This window comes from Rhizobium sp. BK289 (assembly GCF_014193575.1).
Lineage (GTDB): Bacteria > Pseudomonadota > Alphaproteobacteria > Rhizobiales > Rhizobiaceae > Rhizobium > Rhizobium tropici_C.
In genome coordinates this window covers 342,567-362,810 of record NZ_JACHZO010000001.1, presented here as the reverse complement: position 1 = coordinate 362,810, position 20,244 = coordinate 342,567, and the positions used below count along the sequence as shown (strand labels likewise).

The window sequence follows — 20,244 nt, the reverse complement described above, 5'->3', positions numbered from 1 at the left end:
CTCATGGTTTCGCGGAGGCTGCGGCATGCGCCTTCGCCATATAGCGGATTGCGCTACAGCCGGAAATGCCACGTCACGTGGCCCCCGCCTTCTCAAGCAGTTTCACGATCTTGCCGTAGCCGCGGTTGCGGGCATGCTGGAGCGGCGTCACGCCATCATTGTCCGCGAGATCGACGTTTGCGCCGGCACCGATCAGCAGTTCGACGATCCGAACGTGAGATGCACCGCCGTCACTGAGGATGATCGCCTCCAGCAGGGCCGTCCAACCGAGCCAGTTGACGTGATCGACATCGACGCCGGCCTTGATCAAGGTATCGACCGTTTTGACATGGCCGCGCTCGGACGCGGGAATGAGCGCCGTGCCGCCATAGCGATTGATGCTTTTGAGATCCGCACCATGGGCAAGGGTGAGCTTTAGAATGTCGAGATGGCCGCGGGCGCCGGCATAGAGATAGGGACTATCCTCAATCTCGTCCTTGGCATTGACGTCGGCGCCAGCCTCGATCAGCGCCCGTGCGGCCTCCACCTGGTTGCCATGTGTCGCGACAAGCAGTGCCGTCGCGCCGCTTGCGTCCCGCGCCTCGATGGCAGCACCGCTGACGAGCAGTTCCCGGATGGCGGCGACATCGCCCGCCGCGGCCGCCATATGTAGTCGAAGATCCATTGTATCGCCGAAGGCAAGGAAAGGAGTGCAGACAGCCATCAGGAAAAGCCAGGCCGACAGCAAAAATTTCAACATGCCTCATCCCGTTGGTGGTTCTGTCTGAATCTAGCAGGGAACTCCGCTTCGGAAAATCGAATATCAAAGCCGGGACCACTGAGAAAATGAAAACACTTTCAGGATTTTCCGTTGCTATGGCCTTGCCATAGCCTCACCGTTTTCCGCGCCAGCCCTTGTCCGCCACCACGACCGTGGGAGGGATGGAGCCGATCTCAAGCCGCACGCAGAAGCCTTGGCCGGTATCGAGGAATAAAACGCGTCCGCCGTGAATCTCGTCCGCCTTCTTGACCAGATTCAACCCCAGGCCTGCTCCGGAGGAGCTGGCATTGATGCGGCGAAACGGTTCGAAAACGCGATCGCGCTCCGCCTGCGGTATGCCTGGACCTTCATCGCAGACATCGATCGTGCCGGCAGCACCATCGCGAAAGGCTTGGCAAGATAATCGTCGGCTCCGCTGTCAAGTCCGTTCACACGATGATCGACGGTGCCGAGAGCGGTCAGAACGAGGATCGGCACGGGATGCCTGTGCTGACGAAGCGCGGCAACAAGATCGAGACCCTCACCATCCGGCAGGCGACGATCCAGGACCAGGACATCATAGGTCCCGAGACGGGCCATCGCCTCGGCATCCGCAATCGTCCGGACATGATCGGCAAGCACGTCGCGGCGTCTCAGCGCCTCGAGAAGCGCGAGAGCCATCTCGGGCTCATCCTCAAGAAGCAAGATTCGCAACGATGTTTCCCCAAAGAATGGCGCTTGCCGTCCTTTGCCCCACTGACAGCCAAAGATTGCAGCTACATTACACGCAGATTTGCGAAGGGATACTGCGTTGCGTTGACTCTTGCCGGCTGCGCGCGGTGGGGACGCGATCGAGCCGGTCGCTAATTTTCCAGCAAACGCGCCAGCATCCGCCTGATGTGACCCTGGCCGCCAAAGAAAATCGCGGCGACGACAAACGCCCGACGTTCCTCGATCGGCAGAAACCAGACTGCAGCCCCGTCACGCCGCAGGAAGCGAATGCCGGGATGGATATCCGATCGCAACGTTCCGATGTGCGGCGTCTCGACCAGCCGATCGATCGCCAGACGAAGCGCATGGATACGCTCGGCGGCGCGCTCGAGAGCTTCCTCGGGCGTATCCCCCAAGTCGATATAGGCCACGAACAGATGATCGAAGATCAGCTCGAAGTCGCGGTCCGCGTCTTTTGAATATTCAAGATTCCACACGAAGAGCGCGCCGTTTCCGCTCGATCATGCTTGCGATCCGCTCTTCCATGTCCATTGCCGAGATTTTCGGCTCGTCGACCCTGTGCTGGATGAGCATGCGGAGCGCCTCCGTCTCTGCCGCCTCCGCCTCGGTTTTCTGCCGAAGCAGCTCCAGACCCTGCTGGAGGACAGAGCTCAAGCTGGAATAGCGACCCGTTTCGACGAGCGAGCGGGCAAACGCATCTTGCTGCTCGGTCAACGATATCGACGACTTGACGCTCACTGTCTATCTCCTTCAAGCGTTAAAGTGCGACCCAGTCGCATATATGTTAAGGCGTCGTGTCCGGAAGATCTGGAGCGTTGGCCCTATTGCCGGTGTTTGGCCGTATCGTTGACGCCGCCCAGATCAGGCGCCATCCCATAGCTCATATTCTTCATCTGCTGGATGACGCGCGCCATCTCCTCGTCATCGAGAATGGGAGGCTCGCCGAGCGTCAATGCCTGAACATAAAGGCGCGACAGGGTTTCGACCTCGATAGCAAGGGCAAGCGCTGCCGCGGGCGTCGTGCCGAGCGAGATCTGGCCATGCTGACCGAGCAGGCAGGCGAGCCTGTCCTGCAGCGCCTCGATGGCCGCATCCGAAAGCGCCTGGGTGCCGAAGGTAGCATAGCGCGCGCAGCGGATCGTCGTACCTCCGGCGACACCGGTCATGTAGTGGAAGCTGGGGATGGTCTTGTGGTGCACGGCGAGCGTGGTCGCATAGACCGAGTGGCAGTGGAGAACGCATTCGATATCCTGGCGGGAGGCAAGGATATCGCGATGAAAGCGCCATTCCGACGACGGCCGGCGTTCGCCCTCGTAGCTGCCGTCAAAATACATCTGCACCAGGTCCTTCGGCTGCATCACGTCGTAGGGGAGAGATGTTGGCGTGATCAGGAAACCCTTGGGATTGCGCACGGACATGTTGCCCGCCGTTCCCTGGTTGATGCCGGACGCGTTCATCCGGCGGCAGATCGCTACCATTTCCTCGCGCAGGGCATTGTCGTCATAAGTCGTCACGATATTTGCTCCATGGTCTTGATCAGCGCCTGCCAGCGGCGCTGATAGGATGAAAGTTCGGGAAAGTCGGAAATATCCGGCGCTTCGGCGGCGAGTGGCGCCGGCGAAGTGCGCTTCTCATGGGCGGCGAGCATGGCAGCGCCCGTCGCCGTGCCGGTCGTGCTGCGGCTCACAAGCACCCGCCGTTCGGGCAAAAGGGCCGCAACGGCGGCGCCATAGAGAGGATCGACGACAAAGTTGCCGTCAAGTACCACCGTTCCCGCGGGAGGCAGATCCCGGATGCAGGCTGCCGTCAGCAGCGCCGAATAGACCATGGCGAGCGTGAAACGCACATCCTCATCCTCCGCAAGCGGACCTTGCAGACGGCCGCGATGCGCCGTGCCGGGAAAGAGCCCGTCGTCCGAGCCGAAGGTCGGCAGCGCAAAAGTGCCTGAGGCGACGATCCTCCGCACCGCCTGCAGCGACGCTGGGCCTGAGGCCTTTGCGGCGACGGCGGAAAATTCGCGCCCGCCCATGGTGAGCATGCCGGGCATCGGATTGCCGAACACATCGGCATTGCAGGAGTGACCGGGTAACTCGACATCGAAATCGACGCCGAGGCGATCCGTGAGCGCGACGATCCATGTGCCCGTCGAAATGACCATGAAATCGGAGAGATCGGCGGCCTGGTAACGGTAGAAGTTCGCCGAGGAGTCATGCACGCCGCATAGGATGCGCGTCGTTGCCTGCAGGCCGCAGCGTCTGGCCAACTCCGGCTTCAAAGGCCCAAGCGTTTCCCAGGCGCGCCGCATCGGCGGCATGAGGCGCTGCCAGCCACGGCTTTCGACGAGCGTAGCCGGCCGCCCATCGGCCGAGGCCCAAAGATGCGACTGCGCCGCCAGGCTCGTAACCTCGCTTGACAAGACCCCGGACAGGCGAAAGGCCCAATATTGCGGGGTGGCGAGATAGGCGCTGGCGGCTGCGAATGTCTCTGGCCAGTGCATTTCCTGCCAGAGCATTTGTCGCGCGAGATGCGCCGCACCCAACATGATGGCGCTCGCCCTTTCGCGATAGGGGCCGACGATCGTCCTGTAGCAGGCGTCGACATCGGCGGGTATGGGCTGCTCGTAGTCGATCATCGGCATTGCCGCACCCTGCCCGCCGACCAGCACGCCGCCGGAACCATGCGCGCAGGTGACGATCGCGCCTATGTCATGCCGTTTGGCCAATGCAGCCAGGCTATCGATGAGCCAAGCTTCGAGTTCATCAAGGTCGTGATGGCGATAAGGCGGTCCGTCCTTGACCTTGTTCGGCGTCGACAACGTGTCCAGCACGCGACCATCATCGGTTGCCGCCGACAACTTCACATTCGTCTTGCCGATGTCAAAAACCGCGACGATGCTCATTTCGGACCGAGAAAACGTGCTGGCAGCAGCCCCATGAGATAGGGCCGTACCGTCTGAACCATGGCGACCAAGATGAGAATGCCGCCCCATATCGCGACCGTCAGATAGTTGCTGAGGCCGAACTGGTTGAAGCCCGAGGAGATGACCTGCAGGATCGCCAGCGCCAGCATCAACCCGCCGGCCGTGCCGAAGCCGCCGAATGGATCGACGCCGCCAAGCACGGCCGCAAGGATCGTCACGAGCAGATAGGATTGCGCATAATCCGCGCTTGCCGAATTGAAGGTCGCCAGCATGACCAAGGCGGCGAAGAAGCAGATGAGGCTCGACATGACATAGACGCCGACCAGCACCCGACGCGTATCGATCGCCGAATAGCGCGCGGCTTCGATATTGGAACCGATCATGGCGCAGGAGACGCCGAAGGCGGTACGCCGCAATATGAGGCTGACGATGACCGCCACGACGATCAGCAGCAGGAAGATCATCGGCACGCCGATAATTGTGGCCGTGCCGATACGGCTGAAACCGTCCGGTATGCCTGAAAGTGCCATGCCACGCGTGAGATAGATGCTGATCCCGTCGATCAGCGATTTCGTGCCAAGCGTGATCAGGATCGGATGGACACCGGTATAGGCGATGAGCAGACCGGTGACGAAGCCGATAAGCAGGCACAATGCGAGACCGGCAACAAGTGCCAGGGCGATCACGGCAATTGCCGTCCCGGTGCCGCTGTCTGGCGTGATCAGGCTCTGCATGGTGAAGGCCATCAGCAGCGCGCATTGGTTCGTCGTGGCGATGATCGCCAGATTGAGCCCGCCCGTTATCAGCGGCGCCATCATCGCCAGAGACAATAGTCCGAGCAGCGGCAGCTGGTACATGAAGGACTGCAACGTGCCGATCGAAGCAAAATTCGGAATGAACAGCGAGAAGCCGGCGACGAGAAGGATCAGCAGGACGACCAGCCCGGTATGCGCACCGGGAATGCCCGTCCGCACGCGCGCCATCAGATCCGCAAGGCCGCTGTTGATGTTATAGAGAAGCGGGTGCTCAGCCATTGGACGACGCTCCGGCGATGATGCGATGGCGGCGGCCCGGACGCGAGCTGATCACGGTGATCGACGTCGAAACCAGGATGGTGATGCCGATGACGATCTGGAAGAAATAAGAGGAGACGCCGAGCAGGTTGAGCCCGTTCTGCAGGACGGCCAGCAGAACGATGCCGAGCAGCACGCCGGGCACGGTACCGACGCCGCCCGTCAGGCTGGCGCCGCCGAGCACCGCGGCGGACAATACCGCAAGTTCCGTATTGTACATGGCATTGGGCACGCTTTCGCCGACCCGGTGCGCCTGCAGGAGGCCCGCGATCGCCGCCATCAATCCGAGATAGCCGTAGGCGACGAATTGCAGGCGGCCGATATTCATGCCGATCCGTCGTGCCGCCTCGCCATTGCCGCCCATGGCATAGAGCTGACGGCCGACCGAAGACCGCGTCATCCATGCCCAGGTGAACAGCGTCACCACCACCATGGCGACGATCGGCAGCGTCAGGCGGACGATATCGCCCGATGCCGTCTCCATGCGCCAGAACACGATGCGGTTCGTCCACCAATCCGGCAACGTGTAGATCGATTTGCCGCCGGAGAAATACATCAGCAATGAAAAGCTGACGCTCATCATGGCGATCGTGGCGATGATCGACGTGATGCGCACGTAGTGGACCAGCAGCGCATTCAGGCAGCCGAGGCCGACACCGATCGCCAGGCCGCAGACAATGACGGCGGGTGCGGAATAGCCGAACTGCGTTGCCAGCAATGCCGCGCAATATTGCGCCACTGAGGCGGTTGCGGCGAAGGAGATGTCGATGCCGCCCGAAACCAGCACGACGAAAAGCCCCATCGCCATGATCGCCTGCACGGAATAGGTTTCAAGGAGGTCGATGAGATTGGCGAGCGTCAGAAAATCTCGCGCCGTCAACGAGAAGACGAGCATCATCAGAACAATGACGGCCAGCAGCCATGTTTCGGGGCGGCGCTTCAATTGCGCGACGAAGGATGATCCGACCGTCTTGCTGTGCTCATGCATAGATGCGCTCCTTCATATCGGCCTCGCTGACGTTTCCGGGCACCGCTTCGCCGACGATGCGGCCGGCGCGCATGTGCAGGATGCGGTCGCAGGTCGCAAACAGCTCGGACACTTCATCGGAGATGAGGATGATGGCGACGCCCTGGCGGGCGAGATCGGCCACCACATCGTAGATGCCCTGCTTGTTCTTGATATCGACGCCGACGGTCGGGGAATCGAGGATCAGAACCTTCGGCCGCGTGGCGAGCCATTTTGCCAAAACGACCCGCTGCTGATTGCCGCCTGAAAGCGTCTGTACGGCGCGATCGGTGGAAGGGACCTTGATGGCGAGCCGCTTCACCCAATCTTCGGCAAGCTGCCTGCGTGTCCTGTCGGGAATAAGCCCCAGCTGGTTTGCCATGCCCCTCATGACTGCAAGCATGATGTTGTCGCCGATCGACTGCTGCAGGATGACGCCGAGGCTCAGACGATCCTCGGAGACATAAGCAATGCCGGCACGCACCGCGTCACGATTGGAGCGAAGCGTAAGCTGTGCGCCCTCGAGACGGATGCTGCCGCTTTCGGCACGATGCATTCCGAACAGCGTCAATGCCAGTTCGGTGCGCCCCGATCCCAGCAATCCGGAGATGCCGAGCACCTCGCCGCGGTGAAGAGTGAAATCGATATCGGCGAACTCACCGCGGCGCGACAAGCCGCTGACCTCGAGGACAGGCTGCGCTTCGCCCATGTCGCGGGCGACGATCGAATGATCGATATCGAGCCCTGTCATCAGATGCGCGATCTTCTTCTCGTTCATCTGATCGGCAGGCCAGGTGCCGACCTTGCGGGCGTCACGCATCACGGTGACGCGCTCGGCGATCTCGACCACCTCGTCGAGCCGGTGGGAGACGAAGACGACAGCTATGCCATCGGCCTTGAGCCGTCCGACAATATCAAGCAGACGGTCGACCTCCGCGCGCGTCAGCGACGCCGTCGGCTCGTCCATGAAGATCAGCCGCGCCTCGGCGGCAAGGCCGCGCGCGATGGCAACGATCTGGCGCTCGGCCACCGAGAGATCGGACACCACCAGATCGAGGTCGAGCGCAAAGCCGAGCCTTGCCAGCACGGTGCCGGCCTTCTCGCGCATCTGCCTCCAGTTGACCGGCTTTACAAGTCGATCGAGATGGCTCTCGATGGCAATGTTTTCGACAACGGACAGGTTGGGAAACAGCGACAGATCCTGAAAGATCACCTGGATTCCCAAAGCCTTGGCGCCGGCCGGGTCCAGCGGCAGAACCGGCTTGCCTTCGATCTCGATCATGCCTGCTGTGGGCGGGTGCACGCCGGCCACCGTTTTGATGAGTGTCGACTTGCCGCAACCGTTTTCACCGACAAGGCAATGGATTTCGCCGGGCCGCACGTCCCAGTCGACCTCTTCCAATGCGCGCACGCCCCCGAACCGCTTGGACAGCCCGGTCAATCGCAGAAACGGAATATCATCGCTCATCGATCCACTCCGATTGGGATGGGTTGGCCGGCGGCGGCATCCACGCCAACCGCCGGCCCTCGGGAGGAACAGCCAGAACTTTTCCGCTTTTCTTCGAATTGCGGAAAAGCTCTATCCTCTTGGTTTCTTACGCATTCCGAACGGAAAACCGCTGCGCACTTTTCCTGGAAATGCTTTAGAGACCAAGCGCTACGAGCCGGTCGATATTCTCCTTATCGAGCGACTCCAGCTTCTGGGCCTGGATGAGCTTCTTGTCCGGATAGACGCGGACCTTGCCGACGCCGGTCAGCTCCATATTGTCGGTCGGCTCCTTGCCGGCGGCGAGCAGAGAGGCAAGCTGGACGAAGATTTCGCCTGCCGTCATCGGATTCCAGATGAAGCCGCCGCGGATCGTGCCGGACTTGACATATTTGACGCCCTGCCCCGGCGAGAAGCCGCCGACCAGCACGATCGACTTCGCCTTTTCGCGATCGTCGAGAACGCGCGCCGCACCGATCGGCCCCTGCGAGCCGAATGTCAGGATACCCTTGAGGTCCGGATGCGCACGCAGCTGATCCTGCGTGGTCTTGATGCTTTCATCCAGGCTCTCGGCCACGCCGAAGCGGTCGCCGAGCATCTGCATCTTTGGATATTTCTGCTTCTGATAGGCGATCGCCGCATCCGCCCAGGCATTATGCAGCGGAACCGTCAGCGAACCGACATAGACGATGTATTTACCTTCCTCGCCCATCTGCTTCGCCAGCAGGTCCATATGCGCCTGGCCGTAGCCCTCGATGGTCGTCAGTTCAAAGTCCCAATCCGCTTCCTTCTGGCTCGGACCTTCGTGGGCCAGTACCTTGATGCCGGCTGCCCTCGCCCTGCCGAGAACGGGATCGAGTGCGGCGGAATCATTCGGAACGATGCCGATGACGGCGACCTTGCGGGCAATCAGATCCTCGATCGCGCGGACCTGCTGGGCGGCATCCGCCTGCGTCGGTCCGACCATCCAGGCATTCGCCTTGAATTCCGGTGCAGCCTTCTTGATGCCGACTTCCATGGCATTGAACCAGGGAATACCGCCGATCTTGACGACGACGCCGACCTGCGGCTCGGCCGCCTGGGCAACCCCGATCGTAGCGCCGAGCGTCCCGGCGACGACGGCGCCGCCTATTCCGGTGAGTATGGTTCGTCTTGTAACTTCCATTTTTCTCCTCCCAGTTTCGTGTTACCCGCCTCCTCAAGCGGGCTCCGCAGCGTCGAGCCGCGGATCTCGATGGCGCAGCGCAGGCGCCGTGTAACCGGTTTTCCGGCAGAGCCGGTCATGCGCCGCAAGAGCAGCGCCCAGGCCTGTTCGGCCATTTCCTCGATAGGCTGGCGCACGGCCGTGATGCCGGGTGCGACCAGCTGCATCCATTCCATATCGTCAAAGCTCGCAAAAGCGAGATCCCCGGGCACGGAAAGTCCGATCTCCGACATGGCGCGATAAGTCAGGAGCGTCGTGCCGTGGTCGAGCGAAAACAGCGCGCCGGGCAGCGGACGACGGCGAAGCCGCTCTTCGAGACGCTGCGCACCGTTGGCATCATCGATGCCGATCTCCAGCATTTCGACATGCATGCGCCTGGCTGCCGCCTGCACGCCCTCCCAGCGTTCGCGCACATTGCTGATTGAAAGGCTGCTGCCGACAATCAGACAATCGCGATAACCCCGTCCATCGAGATGGGCGGCGATCGCGCCGGCGGCCGGACCGTTATCGACCGCAATGAGATCGAACCCAGCCGCATCCGGTATGCGGTCGGCAAGGACGACCGGCGCGAAAAAGCCGGTCGGCAACCGCTCGGCAAAGGCGCCGTCGCAGGGAATGACGATCAGACCGGCCGGGCGCCAGGCACGGATCTTGCGCAGGCGATCGGCCTCCTCCTCGGTGTCGTTGCGTGCCGACACGACGACCAGATCGTAATCGTCCAGGCGCGCCAGATGTTCCAGCGTGGAGACGAAGGAGGCAAACATCGGATTGGTCAGATCCGGCACGACGACGCCGACAAGCTGGGTCTTACGCGAACGCAGCCGCGACGCGCCAAGATCGACGACATAGCCGAGCTCGCGCACCGCATCGTTCACGCGCCGGGCAAAGTCCGGAGAGACCGTGGGCTTGCCATTGAGGACATTCGAGACGGTTGCTACCGAAACGCCGGCCCTGTCGGCCACCATCTTGATGGAAGGGGTTCGCGATTTCGACACTTTCCCCTCCTCCACGACCAATCTCCGATTGATATTGCAAAAATTCTGGTGAAACGTTTTATTGTAGGCTATGCCTGTATAGGTGCGGTGTCAATGTGGACGTTTTCAAGTATAAAACGATTCATTTCCTTTGCATTGCAGCAATTTCTTTTGCATCCACGAAACCGGGAGGACGATCATGAACAAGCTGGGAGTTCACGCGCTGGTCTGGGAGGCTGGCTGGAGCCGCGACGAATGCGCCCGCGCGATCGCAAAGAGCGCCGAGGTAGGCTATGATTTCATCGAGGCGCCGGCGCTCGATCCCAGCCTGATCGATCCTGAATTCACACGCCGCCAGCTGGAAAAAAGCGGCATCGGCATCAATTTCTCGCTCGGCCTCGATTTCGACAGCGACATTTCAAGCGGCGACAAGGAGAAGGGTCGGCGCGGCAAGGAAAAGCTGGAACAGGCGATCGCTGTCTGCCGTGATTGCGGCGGCGAATATATCGGCGGCATCCTGCACTCGGCCTTCGGTAAATATACCGAGCCGACGACGGCTGCCGGCGTCGCACAATCGGTCGACATTCTGCGTCAGGTGGCCGAAACGGCGGCAAAAAGCAACATCACGCTCGTTCTGGAAGTGGTCAACCGTTACGAATCCAATGTGCTCAACACGGCCGCCCAAGGCGTGGAAATGTGCAAGCGCATCGCCATGCCGAATGTGAAAGTGCATCTGGACGTCTACCACATGAACATCGAGGAATCCGATATTCAGGCCGCCATCCTCGAAACCGGCGATCATCTCGGCTACTTCCACACCGGCGATTCCCATCGCGGCTATATGGGCTCTGGCACGATCGATCTTGCCGGCGTCTTCAGGGCTTTGGTACGCTCTGGCTACAAGGGGCCCATCACCTTCGAATCCTTCTCCTCCCGCGTCGTCGGCCAGCCGCTCGAAGGCATTCTCGGCATCTGGCGCAACCTTTGGGACGACGGACGCGACCTTGCCGAACATGCGCTGATGTATACGAAGGCACAGCTCAAGGCCGCGCAGGAAGCCCAGCGTCAAAGCCAGCAGCGCAGTCTACTGCCCTAATCGCTGAAGGCACTCGCTATCTCCTTCTCTCCTCGGGGAGAAGGCGTTTATAGCTTTACAATCCCCCGTCTCGAAGGCGCGCCGCTCTCTCAGGCAGAAATCGCCTTGCTTTGAAGCGGCGTCTGATGAACGACGATGCGCGCGTGGTATGGAATACGCTCGTAAAGGTCGATGACATCCTGATTGATCAGGCGAACGCAGCCGGACGATGCTGCCTTGCCGATCGAGCGCCATTCCGGCGAACCATGCAGACGGTAAAGCGTATCCTTGCCGTTCTGGAAGATATAGAGGGCGCGAGCACCCAGAGGGTTCTTGATGCCCGGATCCATGCCGCCATTGGCAACCGAATATTTCGCGAGTTCCGGTTTGCGGGCGATCATGTCGCCCGGCGGCTTCCAGCGCGGCCAATGCTGCCGCCAATGAATGATCCCCTCGCCTTCCCATGCAAAGCCGTCGCGGCCGATGCCGACGCCATATCGCATGGCAGTGCCGCCACGTTCCACGACGTAGAGCAATCTCGACGCGGTATCCACGACGACCGTGCCGGCCGGCTCTCCGGTCGGATCAGGAACGCGCTGCCGGTAAAATTTCGGATCCAGTTTTCGATAAGGTATCGCCGGAATGACATGGCCGCCATCAACCACAGAGGTATAGCGGGCCTCGAGTTCCGGATCCGGCGCGATCGTGCTCTCAGCTTGCGAAGCGACGGGAACGACGGGCGGCATGTGAGCCGGAGCGGCGATCGGCGTCGGAACCGGAGCCGTCGTGGCACACCCCGCAAGCGTTGCGGTGGCGGAAATGGATCCGAGTATGAAAGCCCGTCGTGAGAGAGTCTTTTCGTTCTTGGCTGAGTGCATTTCGGTCCTGATAATCCCCGCGAATTGGTGCCGCCCTTTCAGGCAATGAAGCTGAAAGGCAAACGTGTCTAATCATCCTATGGCGATAACCCCATAGCCAATTGCGATCTGTGATGGCAAGTCCGCCAAGACAATGACCACACGTCGCACATTTTCGCGAACAGCCAACTCACACCGAACCATCGCCGGAGCCGGCCTCGTGTTTGCCGATGCCGGCTGGCGTCGGTCCGCACGATAAGGGGACGCCAGCTGCCACATCGAAGGCTGCTTTTAGAGGTTCCGGGAAGACTCCGTACCGGATTGATTTTGCTGACGGGGCTTGCGTTCGTCATGCACGGTCAGATCCCGTCTTGCCCGCGCGCTCGCGGCTTCGATCGGCTGCGCCTTCCCCTGCTCTGCGATGACAGCCCTCGCCCGTTCGATATCGACCATGTAGTCACGTGCCAATGGCAGTGCAGAGACATTCTTGGTCAGCTGTAATTGCCAGTTCATATGACCCATGCGGAGGAAGGCAAGTTCGGATCCGATCAGATAGAATTCGAACATCCGACAGAACCGTTCGTCATGGAGCTTTGCCAGGGTGTCCCTGTTCTTCATGAAGCGATGCCGCCATTGCTCAAGGGTCTTGGCATAGTGGAGACGAAGGATTTCGATGTCGGTCGTCCAGAGCCCGGTCTTTTCGACCACGGACAGGACTTCGGAGACCGCCGGCGAATAACCGCCTGGGAAAATATATTTTGCGATCCAGGGATTCGTGCTGCCCGGCCCGTCAGCCCGGCCGATCGCGTGGATCAGGGCAACGCCATCCTCCTTGAGCACGGCGCGAATCTTGTCGAAGAAGGTCCGGTAGTGATTGATACCGACATGCTCGAACATGCCGACGGAGACGATGCGGTCGACGGGCCGCGTCCATGACCGGTAATCCAGCAGCTCGAACGTCACCATATGCTCGAGACCGGCGTCCTTCGCACGCGCCTTCGCCGCCAGCAATTGCTCTTCCGAAAGCGTGAGGCCCGTTACCCGCGCTCCGAATTCTCGAGCCAGATAAAGCGCCATGCCGCCCCAACCGCAGCCGATATCCAGAACCTCGAGGCCTGGACGATCCAGCATAAGCTTCGATGCGATATGCCGCTTCTTCTTGAGTTGCGCCTCCTCGAGCGTCTCATCGCCGACAGGAAAATAGGCGCAGGAATATTGCCGGTCGTCGTCCAGCATCAGCGAATAGAGTCGCGCATCGAGATCGTAGTGATGGGCAACATTGCGCTTCGAACGTCCGGCGAAATTCAACTGATCGAGATGCCGGCGCAGCCAGCGAACCTTGTCCATGATCTTGCTGAAGGGGTGGGTGCCGCCTTCCATCATGTTCAGGACGAGCAAATCCATCATTTGAAAGAGATCGCCGGAGCCGGGCTCGACATCGCCATCCATATAGGCCTCGCCGAGCGCCAAGGCAGGATTGAAGAAGAGGCGGCGCTTTGCGCGAGCGGTTTTTATTTTCATCGTTGCGCGCGGTTCCGATCCCGTACCGAAATCGCGCGTGGAACCATCGGGAAAAATGACCGTGAGCGTTCCGATTTTGATCAAGCTGGAAAGAGCTGCTTCTAGGAACATGAAAACTACCTGCTTATCGTTTCCTTGCGGGTGGCTCCGCGGCCCGAGGGCGGCCGAGAAACCCGAGACGGTATTTCAATGCGGAAAGCGTACTACCTGATTAGGCAGAATAGCCAGATCATTTGCGACATCAAGGTTGCGTAAACTTGATTGTGATAATGCCCATGCGGTTGTATTGCCATCGTCGCCAGATCGACACGATGACGAATTCAGAACCTTCATTCACATCTGTAAAGCATCGTCTCTGCACGGGACGGAGACTATGCCCGAAAAAGCACTCAGCGGCTTTCCTGCCGAAGCTGCGTAAAGGCAATATGAGAGATCGGTCCTCGGAGCCAATGAAACAATCCAGCCTCGTCCGCGGACGAGGCTGGGGCATGACGAAACCAGCCGCTGTAATGGCCATTCCCATCTGAATGGACGCAAGCAGGCCCGCACCTCTTCCATCGAACGGAACGTCTACCAGCAGGTAAAGCCGGCATCGACATTGACGATGGCGCCCGTCATCAGGCTTGCTGCGCTCGATGCGAGGAAGAGGACCGCGCTGGCGACCTCCTCAGGCGTGCCCATTCGCCCCATCGGCGTGTCGGCAAGCCAGATCGGAATGCGATCGCGATTGGCCTCCACCGCCATGACCATCGGCGTCTCGATATAGGTCGGCGCGACGGCATTCACCCTGACGCCATCCCCAGCCCATTCGGCCGCCATCGAACGTGTGAGATGATGGACGGCCGCCTTGGACACATTATATGGCGTCTGCGGCTGCGGTCGGTTGCAGATGGTTCCGGACATCGAGCCGAGATTGACGATGGCGCCGCGCTTCATCGCAACCATGTGACGGCCGAAGGAACGCGAGCACCAGAACACGCCGTTGACGTTCACGTCCATCATGCGCAGCCAATCGGCATCCGTGACGTCCTGCGACGGGATGCCACTCTGGCCGATCCCGGCATTGTTCACCAGGATCGTCGCGGCGCGGCCGCCATCGGCAAGCTCCGTGGCGATCGCTTCCATGCGCGCGGAGTCGGTGACATCGCCGATCCGCAGGTCGATATCGTAGCCTTTCTGCCGCAAGGCGAGCGCCTCTCGGGCGTCGGCCTCGGCGCGCTCGATGACGACGACGGCCGCTCCGGCCTCGGCCAGCGCCTCCACGCAGCAAAGGCCGATCGCACGGCCACCGCCGGTAACCACCGCATGTTCGCCATCAAGGCGAAATTTTTTCTGGTAGCTCATGGCGTAGCTCCTCAGATGTCGAAAGCGCTTGGCAGGACAACGACGTCACGGATCGTGACGTTGCGCGGACGCGTCAGCATGAACATGATCGCATCCGCCACTTCCTTGGGTTCGATCAGGGCGCCGGCCTCCTTGGCCTTGCGCAGATTTTCTTCCGGCCAATCGGCGAGCAAGGCACTGATGACGGGGCCTGGAGAAACCGAACCGACACGGATTCCGCTCTTCAGAAGCTGGCGACGCATGGTTTGCACGAAGCATGTCATCGCCCATTTCGATGGCGAGTAGACTGGCTCCCATGGCACCGGCGAATGGCCCGCGACCGAGCTGGTGACGATGATGTCGCCCGTTCCCCGCTCGATCATATGCGGCGCCACGGTTCGGACATTCTTGATGACGACATTGACGTTCAAGTTGAGCATCCGGTCGATGGCATCGAGATTGGCTTCCACCAGATCGCCGCCGATATAGGTGCCGGCATTGGCATGCAGGATATCGAAGTGGCCGACCTTGGCGAGGATGCGATCCAGCAGCGAGGCGCATTGTTCGGTATCCAGCAGGTCGATGGCGAGCGGGATAGCCTTCTCTCCCAGGCGTTCGCAAACCGACCTCAATGCCTTCTCATCGCGATCAACGAGAACGACCGTCGCTCCGGCCGCGATCATGGCCTCCGTGGACGCCAATCCGATCCCGGATGCCGCACCGGTGACAGCAGCCACTTTTCCCTTCAATTCGTCCATTCTCTCCTCCTTGGGTTAAACTTCTATCGTTTCCCTGCACCGCAGGCGGCGTGGTAGTCCGCAAGGCTACGGGTGACCCGCCAGATCAGGACCTCCTCCGGGTCCAGCGGCGCATCGGCGAAATGTCGGGCGGCAGGCATATGTTGCCAGAACAGCGGCAGCGGTATGGTCTGTCCCCGCAGGGCATCGCATAGTTTCTGGACGGCGGATTGAGCGTCCGCCGAGGCCCAGTAGTAGCGGATACGGTCGGACAGCGAATAATGCCGCAGCCACCGCTGTTCACCCTCGGTCCCGTGATAATGCTGGCTCCAGCTCTTTGGATGAGCCAGCATCAACGCTTCCATGGCGGCGTAAAGCGGCCGATTGCCATAATCCGGCAAGAGATCGGAAGCGATCAGATCCAATCCGTAAAGGGCCTCGCGCAGCACGAAAGTCAGTTCGGGGCCGACCTTCAGGATGGGAAATCCATCCTCCACGAGAGCCGTGAGCGGCGCTGTACCCTGATAGTCGGTCGAATGGGCTTCGAAAACGAATTGCTGTTCGTCGGTCAGCACGGACTTCAGCTCGGCAATCTTGCTACGGTCGTAGACAATGACATTGTGATTGCCGAACTCGACGCCGGGCTGGACGACCAGTCCGATGGCGCGCTCGAACGCTTCGTGTAGGCCAGCGCCCTCAAACACGCGTCGATGGACGTCGATCGTCTTGCGCGCCGCCGGAGCGGCCGTCGGCTCGATGGCCGTTAGAGCATGATCGGCGCCGCCCGGCGGCGGGACCTCCGTGCCGATCACATAGATCGGCATGACGCCGCCGCTCCTCCTTGCCGACGCTTCGGCCACAGCCGCGAGCCTTGCCGCGCGATGGGCCGTCGCCTCGTCGTCGAGCGCTGTAGGCTCGCCCTTGCAGCCCATCGAGGCATCCAGGTGGATTTTTCGAAACCCGGCATCGACATAGGCGGCGACCATTTTCTCCGCCTCGGCCATGGCCTCCTCGGCAGGACGATCCCGCCACGGATTTGGGCCAAGATGATCGCCACCCAGAACGATGAGCTGTTCCGGGCAGTCCTCCTCCTTCGCGATCCGCTGGACAAGGGCGGCGAAGTCGCCCGGCGTCATGCCCGTATAACCGCCCAGGTGATTGACCTGATTGCAGGTCGCCTCGATCAGCACGGTGCTCGAATGCAGGCGTCCATGCCGGAGCGCGGCTCTGAGCACAAGCGGGTGCGCCGAGCAGACCGAGGTGATGCCCTTCGGCCGGCCTTCGGCTCGCAGCGTTGCCAATTGATCGAGATGGACCTGCATCAGGAGCGCCTCGCGGTAGCGGCTATGAACGCATCGAGTTCGTCGCGAGTACCGGCACCTTCCATCGGGCCGACGACGGTGACATTGCGGGCGCCGGCAGCCGCCGCATAGGTCAGGGCATCCTCCGCCGGCATGCCCAGGCGGCGGCAGGTGAGATAGGCGCCGCCGAAGCAATCGCCCGCGCCGGTCGGATCGATTTCCTTGACGGTAAAGGCCGGAGCATCGATGCGCTCGCCCTCGCTGTTGAAATAGGTCGCCCCATCCACTCCCCGCTTCAGCACAATTTCCCTGACCCCGATGCTGAACAGGCGGCGGATCGCATTCGCTTCACCCTCGACGCCAGCCGCCCGCTCCAACTCCTCTCCGGATGGCAGCAGCAGATCGGCGGCAGCAACCAGCTTGGCAAAACGTCGTTCGGTATCCGCGTCGAGCTTGAGCTCCTTGCGGATGTTCGGATCGACCGAGAGCGTGCCGCCGCGAGCCTTTACGATGTCGACGGCCTTGTCGATCACCTCGCATGCGCTCGGAACCGACAGCGCCGAGCCCATGACATGCAGGTGGCCGCTGCGACCGATGAGATCGCGGACACCGTCGCTCCAGCCGAAACGCGCGGCGGCGGACTTGGCGATGTTGTAGACGAAATCGCGGGAGCCATCCCTGCGGTAGCGAACGAAGGCGCTGCCCGTCGGGTAATGCGGATCAATGGATATCGCGGAGATATCGACGCCATCGCGCTTCAGCCTTTCGATGTTCACCCGGCCAAAATCGTCGGCTCCGACGGCGCCGATCATGGCCGCGCTGCCACCGAGCCGCCCGCATTGCGAAATGAAGATCGCCGGCGCACCGCTGGCGAAAGGCCCGATCAGCGGCTGGGCCTCGACGAACCCATCGCCGACGGTCGTGGCGACGATCTCCGCGAGAATTTCCCCGACGCATACCGTGGGGCCGAGCTGGTCAGGAGCCAGTGCTGAAGTCATCGCAGTCATGCTTTCGATACCTGTTGTTTTCAAACCGCCGCGCGCTGCTGCATGCCGTCGTCACTGCTGAACTCCTCGTTTTCCAGCGAAAGGAAGCGTTGATGAAGCATGCATGCCGCTCCGAATGCGGACCCGAATTCCGCGTCCTGGTCAACGACGATTTCGGGATTGGGAAAGGGAATATTCTGGCCCTCGGACATATGGACCGCCACGCGGGCGGCAACCATCGGATAGAGAGATGCCACCGAGCCGCCGAGCACGATCCTGCCGGGGTCGATCAACCGGCAGGCCTGCAACAGCGCATATGCCAGATGACGCGACCAGGTCTCCGCAATGTTGACGGCCGCCGGAACACGATCGCGAACGCCGACCAAGAAGTCCTGCAGATCGGCGTCATTTCGTCCGACGGCCTCGCGATACTGCCTGATCAGCACTTCGCGCCCGATCAGCTGTTCGAATTTCTGCCCGCCGCTTCCGGACACGAGAGTATGGCCGATCTCGCCGGCCAGGCCATGGCCGCCACGAAACAGCTTGCCGTCGATGACGATCCCGCCGCCGACGCCGGTCTCCATGAGCAGGAAGAGCGTCACACCTGCAATGCGGCTGCGATAACTGTCCCCTATCGCGAAGGCATTCGCATCATTCTCTATTGCGATCGGAACCTCGACCGGAAATGCGGACCGGCAGATTTCCTTCAACGGGACGTTTCGCCATCCGAGAATGGGCGCAAGCCTTACCGACCCATCGGGCCGGATATGAGCCGGCGTCGAAATGCCCAGCCCCCTGCACCGCGCCATCATCTCCTTGGTCATGTCGCCGACGATAAGTGCTATGCCATGTTCGACAGCCCTCTCGACCGTCGAATACAGCGTATCGAAGGCGACCTTGCGGCAAAGCCTGACTTCGGCGGCAAGATCGATAACGACAGCGGATATATGCTCCACGCCGATCTCGATACCGACGAAAAACGCGGCATCGGGAATGAGTTCCAGCATGATCCCCGGCCGTCCCGCGCGCGACTGCTCGCCACGCCTGCTGCCTGCCTCCAGCTCATGAACAAACCCGCCTTCCGTCAACTCGGCAACGATCTCACCCGAAGACGAGCGGTTCATACCGAGCTTTCGCGCCAGATCGGCGCGGCTCATGCCGCGGTGGCTGTAGATCGCCTGCAGAGCCGCGACGAGATTGCTCTGGCGAATTCTACGCGGCGAGCTTCCGATGGAGACGGTGTCGTTCATGTTCCAATCCCTTCAAATCGACCCGCGCCAGCTTACACGGCAGGAACGGGTCACACGAAGGATTATCAGGGACGAGCGCTTGTGGCACGCCGGCGCCTGGCCTCGTCATGTTTAAGCTCGATGTAACGCTTCGCATGGGCGGCCAGAGGGTCGTTGTCGGTCCATGTGTCGCGCCAGATCGCGCAGGCGAGCGACAACCCCTCGTCGACGACAGCGGTCGAAAAGCTCTCGAATACGATGTCGCGCCTGTAATCGATATCGAGCAGGGCGTCGAAAATGAGGTCGAAATCGATGACGCCGTCGCCGAGATAGCCTCGATTGCTTTCGCCGATGTGGAAATAGCCGATCTTGTCGCCGGCCAGGCGGATTGCCGCGGCGGGATTGGCCTCCTCGATGTTCATGTGGAACGTATCGAGATGCAGGCGAACATGATCGGAGCCCGTCTCGGAGATGAATTTCAGCCCTTGTGCGGTCGTATTCAACAGATTGGTCTCGAACCGGTTCACGATTTCGAGGACGAGATCGACTTTCGCCTCCCTAGCCACGTCGGCCGTCGCCGCAATGGCCGCGACGCTGTTGTCCCAGCCCTTCCTTGTCGGCTGGCGATTGTACTTGGTGTGCGCTGAATAAAGAATCCCGCCCAGCTTGTTGCCGCCGATGTCTCTGACTGCGCGCACCGCGTCAGCCAGCATCCGCTTACCATCCGCAACGGCCGAAGCATCCTCGCTCGATACGTCCTTGTCGAGCGGCAACCCCATCGTCACGCCGATCTCCACGTCAAGCGACTGCGCAAGCCTTGCGAGCCGATCCAGGTTGAATTTTTCGGGACGAAGATAGGCGAACTCGATGGTTCCGTAGCCATGCTCGGCCGTCTTTTGCAGGGCCATTTCAAGCCCTTCCTGGGTTTGGCCGCCCGTCCATACAAATGAATGGATTCCTAAGCGTCGCATCGTCGTAACCTCACGATTTTTCGTCCGAGCCCCATCCAGGATTAAGTTATTTAGTATGGCAAAGCAACAAATAAATTCAGCGAAATGAGCTTTGCAATAGCGAGAATATC

19 protein-coding genes and 2 pseudogenes are annotated in these 20,244 nt (G+C 60.9%); 1 reads left to right on the top strand and 20 read right to left on the bottom strand.

Going from position 1 to position 20,244, the window contains the following annotated elements; genetic code table 11:
* Window positions 1-73: 73 nt before the first annotated feature.
* From FHT84_RS01620 to FHT84_RS01565, 12 genes and pseudogenes are all read right to left on the bottom strand, one after another.
* Window positions 74-664, bottom strand: coding sequence for an ankyrin repeat domain-containing protein (locus FHT84_RS01620; RefSeq protein ID WP_210278792.1), 591 nt, complete (start codon window positions 662-664; stop codon window positions 74-76).
* A gap of 208 nt (window positions 665-872) precedes the next feature.
* Window positions 873-1,139: pseudogene (locus FHT84_RS01615) on the bottom strand (HAMP domain-containing sensor histidine kinase); the annotation flags it as partial.
* A pseudogene (locus FHT84_RS01610) lies at window positions 1,139-1,453 on the bottom strand (response regulator); the annotation flags it as partial. The pseudogenes FHT84_RS01615 and FHT84_RS01610, both read right to left, overlap by 1 nt.
* Window positions 1,454-1,602: 149 nt before the next feature.
* Window positions 1,603-1,947, bottom strand: coding sequence for a type II toxin-antitoxin system RelE/ParE family toxin (locus tag FHT84_RS01605; protein WP_183760911.1), 345 nt, complete (start codon window positions 1,945-1,947; stop codon window positions 1,603-1,605).
* Window positions 1,934-2,209, bottom strand: coding sequence for a type II toxin-antitoxin system ParD family antitoxin (locus FHT84_RS01600; RefSeq protein ID WP_183760914.1), 276 nt, complete (start codon window positions 2,207-2,209; stop codon window positions 1,934-1,936). Before FHT84_RS01600 ends, FHT84_RS01605 begins: the two co-directional genes overlap by 14 nt.
* An 83-nt stretch (window positions 2,210-2,292) precedes the next feature.
* The gene (locus FHT84_RS01595) at window positions 2,293-2,949 is read right to left on the bottom strand and encodes a class II aldolase/adducin family protein (RefSeq protein ID WP_183761284.1); all 657 of its coding nucleotides are present in this window, start codon (window positions 2,947-2,949) and stop codon (window positions 2,293-2,295) included.
* A gap of 32 nt (window positions 2,950-2,981) precedes the next feature.
* A complete protein-coding gene (locus FHT84_RS01590) occupies window positions 2,982-4,370 on the bottom strand; it encodes an FGGY family carbohydrate kinase (RefSeq protein WP_183760916.1) in 1,389 nt (462 codons plus the stop codon).
* Complete coding sequence (locus FHT84_RS01585) at window positions 4,367-5,425, bottom strand: ABC transporter permease (protein ID WP_183760919.1); 1,059 nt, start codon at window positions 5,423-5,425, stop codon at window positions 4,367-4,369. The genes FHT84_RS01590 and FHT84_RS01585 overlap by 4 nt, the downstream gene beginning before the upstream one ends.
* Window positions 5,418-6,452 (bottom strand): ABC transporter permease, encoded by a 1,035-nt coding sequence (locus FHT84_RS01580; protein WP_183760922.1) that lies wholly within the window; start codon window positions 6,450-6,452, stop codon window positions 5,418-5,420. The genes FHT84_RS01585 and FHT84_RS01580 overlap by 8 nt, the downstream gene beginning before the upstream one ends.
* Window positions 6,445-7,938, bottom strand: coding sequence for a sugar ABC transporter ATP-binding protein (locus FHT84_RS01575; protein WP_183760925.1), 1,494 nt, complete (start codon window positions 7,936-7,938; stop codon window positions 6,445-6,447). Before FHT84_RS01575 ends, FHT84_RS01580 begins: the two co-directional genes overlap by 8 nt.
* Before the next feature lie 175 nt (window positions 7,939-8,113).
* Window positions 8,114-9,121 carry a substrate-binding domain-containing protein gene (locus tag FHT84_RS01570; RefSeq protein WP_112344747.1) on the bottom strand — a complete coding sequence of 336 codons (1,008 nt, stop codon included), beginning with the start codon at window positions 9,119-9,121 and terminating at the stop codon, window positions 8,114-8,116.
* Window positions 9,085-10,155, bottom strand: a complete 1,071-nt coding sequence (locus FHT84_RS01565; protein WP_285165799.1) for a LacI family DNA-binding transcriptional regulator — start codon at window positions 10,153-10,155, stop codon at window positions 9,085-9,087. The genes FHT84_RS01570 and FHT84_RS01565 overlap by 37 nt, the downstream gene beginning before the upstream one ends.
* Before the next feature lie 178 nt (window positions 10,156-10,333).
* Here FHT84_RS01565 and FHT84_RS01560 point away from each other — a divergent pair, with 178 nt between their 5' ends.
* The gene (locus FHT84_RS01560; protein WP_183760928.1) at window positions 10,334-11,230 is read left to right on the top strand and encodes a sugar phosphate isomerase/epimerase family protein; all 897 of its coding nucleotides are present in this window, start codon (window positions 10,334-10,336) and stop codon (window positions 11,228-11,230) included.
* A gap of 89 nt (window positions 11,231-11,319) precedes the next feature.
* Here FHT84_RS01560 and FHT84_RS01555 read toward each other — a convergent pair whose 3' ends face one another.
* The 8 genes from FHT84_RS01555 to FHT84_RS01520 all read right to left on the bottom strand — a co-directional run bounded on the left by FHT84_RS01555 (window position 11,320) and on the right by FHT84_RS01520 (window position 20,134).
* Window positions 11,320-12,087, bottom strand: coding sequence for a L,D-transpeptidase (locus FHT84_RS01555; protein WP_183760931.1), 768 nt, complete (start codon window positions 12,085-12,087; stop codon window positions 11,320-11,322).
* Between the two features lie 270 nt (window positions 12,088-12,357).
* Window positions 12,358-13,587, bottom strand: coding sequence for a cyclopropane-fatty-acyl-phospholipid synthase family protein (locus FHT84_RS01550; protein WP_348647333.1), 1,230 nt, complete (start codon window positions 13,585-13,587; stop codon window positions 12,358-12,360).
* A gap of 570 nt (window positions 13,588-14,157) precedes the next feature.
* A complete protein-coding gene (locus FHT84_RS01545; protein ID WP_112344741.1) occupies window positions 14,158-14,931 on the bottom strand; it encodes an SDR family oxidoreductase in 774 nt (257 codons plus the stop codon).
* Between the two features lie 11 nt (window positions 14,932-14,942).
* A complete protein-coding gene (locus FHT84_RS01540; protein ID WP_183760937.1) occupies window positions 14,943-15,668 on the bottom strand; it encodes an SDR family oxidoreductase in 726 nt (241 codons plus the stop codon).
* A 23-nt stretch (window positions 15,669-15,691) separates the two neighbouring features.
* Window positions 15,692-16,969: a D-tagatose-bisphosphate aldolase, class II, non-catalytic subunit gene (locus FHT84_RS01535; RefSeq protein ID WP_183760940.1), complete on the bottom strand. Its 1,278-nt coding sequence runs from the start codon at window positions 16,967-16,969 to the stop codon at window positions 15,692-15,694.
* Entirely contained in the window at window positions 16,969-17,946 is a 978-nt protein-coding gene (locus FHT84_RS01530; protein WP_183761290.1) for a sugar kinase, read from the bottom strand. Before FHT84_RS01530 ends, FHT84_RS01535 begins: the two co-directional genes overlap by 1 nt.
* Window positions 17,947-17,975: 29 nt before the next feature.
* Entirely contained in the window at window positions 17,976-19,184 is a 1,209-nt protein-coding gene (locus FHT84_RS01525) for an ROK family transcriptional regulator (protein ID WP_183760944.1), read from the bottom strand.
* Window positions 19,185-19,249: 65 nt separating this feature from the next.
* Window positions 19,250-20,134 carry a sugar phosphate isomerase/epimerase gene (locus FHT84_RS01520; protein ID WP_183760947.1) on the bottom strand — a complete coding sequence of 295 codons (885 nt, stop codon included), beginning with the start codon at window positions 20,132-20,134 and terminating at the stop codon, window positions 19,250-19,252.
* Between the last annotated feature and the right edge of the window lie 110 nt (window positions 20,135-20,244).

Bases quoted from the DNA above. Each gene is read 5' to 3' on its own strand.
- FHT84_RS01620 (WP_210278792.1), bottom strand. From the start codon at position 664: ATGGATCTTCGACTACATATGGCGGCCGCGGCGGGCGATGTCGCCGCC.
- FHT84_RS01595 (WP_183761284.1), bottom strand. From the start codon at position 2,949: ATGGTAGCGATCTGCCGCCGGATGAACGCGTCCGGCATCAACCAGGGA.
- FHT84_RS01590 (WP_183760916.1), bottom strand. From the start codon at position 4,370: ATGAGCATCGTCGCGGTTTTTGACATCGGCAAGACGAATGTGAAGTTG.
- FHT84_RS01585 (WP_183760919.1), bottom strand. From the start codon at position 5,425: ATGGCTGAGCACCCGCTTCTCTATAACATCAACAGCGGCCTTGCGGAT.
- FHT84_RS01580 (WP_183760922.1), bottom strand. From the start codon at position 6,452: ATGCATGAGCACAGCAAGACGGTCGGATCATCCTTCGTCGCGCAATTG.
- FHT84_RS01575 (WP_183760925.1), bottom strand. From the start codon at position 7,938: ATGAGCGATGATATTCCGTTTCTGCGATTGACCGGGCTGTCCAAGCGG.
- FHT84_RS01570 (WP_112344747.1), bottom strand. From the start codon at position 9,121: ATGGAAGTTACAAGACGAACCATACTCACCGGAATAGGCGGCGCCGTC.
- FHT84_RS01560 (WP_183760928.1), top strand. From the start codon at position 10,334: ATGAACAAGCTGGGAGTTCACGCGCTGGTCTGGGAGGCTGGCTGGAGC.
- FHT84_RS01555 (WP_183760931.1), bottom strand. From the start codon at position 12,087: ATGCACTCAGCCAAGAACGAAAAGACTCTCTCACGACGGGCTTTCATA.
- FHT84_RS01550 (WP_348647333.1), bottom strand. From the start codon at position 13,587: ATGAAAATAAAAACCGCTCGCGCAAAGCGCCGCCTCTTCTTCAATCCT.
- FHT84_RS01545 (WP_112344741.1), bottom strand. From the start codon at position 14,931: ATGAGCTACCAGAAAAAATTTCGCCTTGATGGCGAACATGCGGTGGTT.
- FHT84_RS01540 (WP_183760937.1), bottom strand. From the start codon at position 15,668: ATGGACGAATTGAAGGGAAAAGTGGCTGCTGTCACCGGTGCGGCATCC.
- FHT84_RS01535 (WP_183760940.1), bottom strand. From the start codon at position 16,969: ATGCAGGTCCATCTCGATCAATTGGCAACGCTGCGAGCCGAAGGCCGG.
- FHT84_RS01530 (WP_183761290.1), bottom strand. From the start codon at position 17,946: ATGACTTCAGCACTGGCTCCTGACCAGCTCGGCCCCACGGTATGCGTC.
- FHT84_RS01525 (WP_183760944.1), bottom strand. From the start codon at position 19,184: ATGAACGACACCGTCTCCATCGGAAGCTCGCCGCGTAGAATTCGCCAG.
- FHT84_RS01520 (WP_183760947.1), bottom strand. From the start codon at position 20,134: ATGCGACGCTTAGGAATCCATTCATTTGTATGGACGGGCGGCCAAACC.